The organism is Pseudoalteromonas sp. BZA4 (assembly GCF_040104395.1).
Classification (GTDB): Bacteria; Pseudomonadota; Gammaproteobacteria; order Enterobacterales; family Alteromonadaceae; genus Pseudoalteromonas.
The window spans coordinates 1-3,115 of record NZ_JBECOT010000125.1 but is presented as its reverse complement, the minus strand read 5'-3'; the positions used below and the strand labels follow the sequence as shown (position 1 = coordinate 3,115).

The following is a 3,115-nucleotide window of genomic DNA, read 5'->3' as shown; positions in this document are numbered from 1 at the left end:
AACGTGCGCTAAACGCCAGACCTAGAAAGTGCCTAGGTTACAAACAGCCTGTCGTTGTGTTTAACGAATTACGCAATGCGGCCTAATTTAGCGAGTGGTGCACTTCGGGGTTGAATTCGCGCTTACAAGATTAGTAATTTTGCCATAATTACATTATCTAGCTTGGTATCTATATGTATGGTTGCTTTTCATAAAGTTGCTTTCTAAAAAATCTTAATCAAATTAAATTTATTTAAATAGATTTAGATTGAACCTATTTGGCGGTAATGTTAGTTATTTTAACTATACGAAATATAAATAGCTTAACTTGCTTTGTGAAATATTAAGAAAATTAACTTTGAACTTAAAGTTATCGGTCACAATAAAAAAGCTTTTTAAGGAAAGCAGATGCAGAGTAAACACTTTACAATCAAAATCATGACCAAAAAGGAAGTTGAACTCATGATTGATTGGGCTGCAGAAGAAGGCTGGAATCCAGGCCTTAATGATGCAGAGTGTTATTTTGCCGCTGATCCTGAAGGATTTCTTGTTGGTTTTCTTGGCGATGAGCCTATTGCTACAATTTCTGCCATTAATTACCACGATGCATTTGGCTTTATCGGCTTTTACATTGTTAAACCTGATTACCGTGGCAAAGGTTACGGAATGCAAATTTGGAATGCCGCGTTAAAGCGCCTTAAAGGGTTGAATATTGGCCTTGATGGCGTGGTGGAACAGCAAGAAAACTATAAAAAGTCTGGTTTTAATCTGGCTTATCGCAATATCCGTTTTGCAGGAGTAGGCGGTGGTAGGTCACCGCAAAATGCAGATATTGTAGATCTTAATGCTGTGCCATTCGAAATTATTGACGCATACGAACAGGCTTTTTTCCCGGTAAACAGGGCAAACTTTACTAAAGCCTGGTTAAGCCAACCCCAGTGCGATGCGTTTGGCGTAATGCAAAATGGGGAATTGGCAGGATACGGCGTTATTCGCAAATGTCAGAATGGCTTTAAAATTGGCCCTCTATTTGCCGACTCACCAGAAATGGCTGAATCTCTATTTCTAACTTTAAAATCTAAAGTGGGTGCCTCTGACGCTATTTTCCTTGATACGCCAGAAATCAATCAAGCTGCTGTTGCTTTAGCACAGAAGTACAACATGCAGGTGTCATTTGAAACCGCCAGAATGTATACCGGCGAATGTCCGAGCTTGCCATTAAATCGTATTTTTGGCGTGACTTCATTTGAAATCGGCTGAGTTAGATTTAGAAATTAACTGATAACTATGCCATAACGTATAAACTTAATTTGAAATGATAAAAAAGCACATCAAACTCTGTAGTTCTAATTCTTTCATTTCTAGCATTAATTGAGCAAGTTTCCCCCAATTAAACCTTACTAAAGAGTATGTAATCCATTGTCTCAGATAATGAGGTTATTTCTATTGCAGTGAGCCCTGATTTAGAAAAATTACCAGAAATGGTTCATTGGATAGACGCAAAAACGATTGATGCAATAGTCTCTTGCAGAAAAGTTGGCGTTATCATCCAGACAGCACCTGCAAATTGAAAAGGGATTACACTGACGTTTAGATTTTGGTTTCAAAGAAGATGATTGCCGTATTAGGCGTGAAGGAGCGGCATCAGTGTTCGCTGGACTTACACATATCGCCTTTAATCAATTAAAAGCTGAAAAATGTCATTAAAGCATGCTAGTCAAGCAAAATAAAGAGATGTGCAGCACGGTCTAACTTGAATAGTTCTTGAATTTATAATGTTTATTCATGCTCTTGCCCTGAGTGATAAGCGTGAAGGAGTATAATCGTTCATGAGCTTCCAATTAAATTTAACCTTATAGTATTTAATATATTGCGTCAGGAAAAGTTCCAATTCGCTTCTTGTAAAAAAGTTATTTAGTATGGTTTTTGTATTTATTCTGTCTCTTTTTTTAATGGTGTTCTAAAATAAGATTGTTATATTTGATGAGATTTTTTAAAGGGAGATCAATATGGCTAAGTTATATATTTCAATAGTATTATATTTTCTCTTTTCTTTTACTAGTGCTAATGCAGAAGATTTTACTGGTAAAGGTCATAGTTATTGGGGGTTTAATAATACGGGTAAGTCCTTATTTATCCTCAAACCTCAACTAGATGGTAAACAGCTAAAATCAGGGGGTGAAAATAAATCCTTTTTTTTGAAAAACTTAAATGTAAGCGATATCAAAGAAAATATGGCATTGCTGCAAAAAAATAGAGTTGCTAGTAGTTCCATTAGTTTTGACTATCAAACAAAAAATGTAGAACAAGGAGTTTTTGGTCTTGAAGTTTTTCATAAAGGAAAATGGAGGGAGGTTTGGAAAATAGATGCTGCTAAAAATAGTTTAAGTAATGGTGAGTGGGTTACACAATCCGTTAGTTTTAATTTTTATCCAGGCAATAAAAATGTTCGATTTTTTGGTACGGCAAGTGGTGAAGATGATGCGGGAGGTATTTCTTTAAGTAATATAAGCTTACAGTCGTTAGCAACTAACTCTTTTATTGAGTATAAATACGATGAGTTAGGTAGGTTAATTTGCGCAGTAGATAATTTAAATGACGCAAGGGAATTTGAATACGATGATGCTGGAAACAGAAAAAATGTAAGCATTGGAAGCTGTAATTAAATCAAGGAGAAGTCATGAATAATTATTTGTTAAAATCTACCGCAGTTTGTTTTTTGTTATTATTAAATGGAGCTCTAGCCTCTACTTACAATGGCCCTAAATTAGGTAAGCCAGAATGCACAGCTACTGACCGAAAACATGTAGATATGGTTAGTGGGATGATTTCGTATAGTATCAACGATGTCAGTATTGGTCATGGTAACTTAGCTTTGTCTCATTCAATATCTATTAATGCGAATGATGCTTTAAATTTAGCTTCATTCAATCCTGGCTATAAAGATATGTATTATGGGGGTATTCGTCGCAATTTGTATAGCAAATCACAAAATGGACTAAGATTTTTTCACGGCAAGATCATTATAAATTGAACTTATAGAGCAAGTAGTGATCAGATCAAGGCATAATAATTACTTGGTCGCATAAATATGAGCACTACTTTTCTGAAACATTTTAATTCAATTACAGATCCT

The 3,115-nt window shown here is 35.3% G+C and carries 3 protein-coding genes; all 3 read left to right on the top strand.

Annotated elements, in window-relative coordinates:
• Positions 1–387: 387 nt before the first annotated feature.
• The 3 genes from ABMY41_RS21595 (at position 388) to ABMY41_RS21585 (ending at position 3,013) form a co-directional block, all read left to right on the top strand.
• A complete protein-coding gene (locus ABMY41_RS21595; protein WP_289097598.1) occupies positions 388–1,239 on the top strand; it encodes a GNAT family N-acetyltransferase in 852 nt (283 codons plus the stop codon).
• Between the two features lie 749 nt (positions 1,240–1,988).
• Positions 1,989–2,645: a hypothetical protein gene (locus ABMY41_RS21590; RefSeq protein ID WP_289097600.1), complete on the top strand. Its 657-nt coding sequence runs from the start codon at positions 1,989–1,991 to the stop codon at positions 2,643–2,645.
• Positions 2,646–2,659: 14 nt separating this feature from the next.
• Positions 2,660–3,013, top strand: coding sequence for a hypothetical protein (locus ABMY41_RS21585; RefSeq protein ID WP_349276234.1), 354 nt, complete (start codon positions 2,660–2,662; stop codon positions 3,011–3,013).
• The last annotated feature ends 102 nt before the right edge of the window (positions 3,014–3,115 follow it).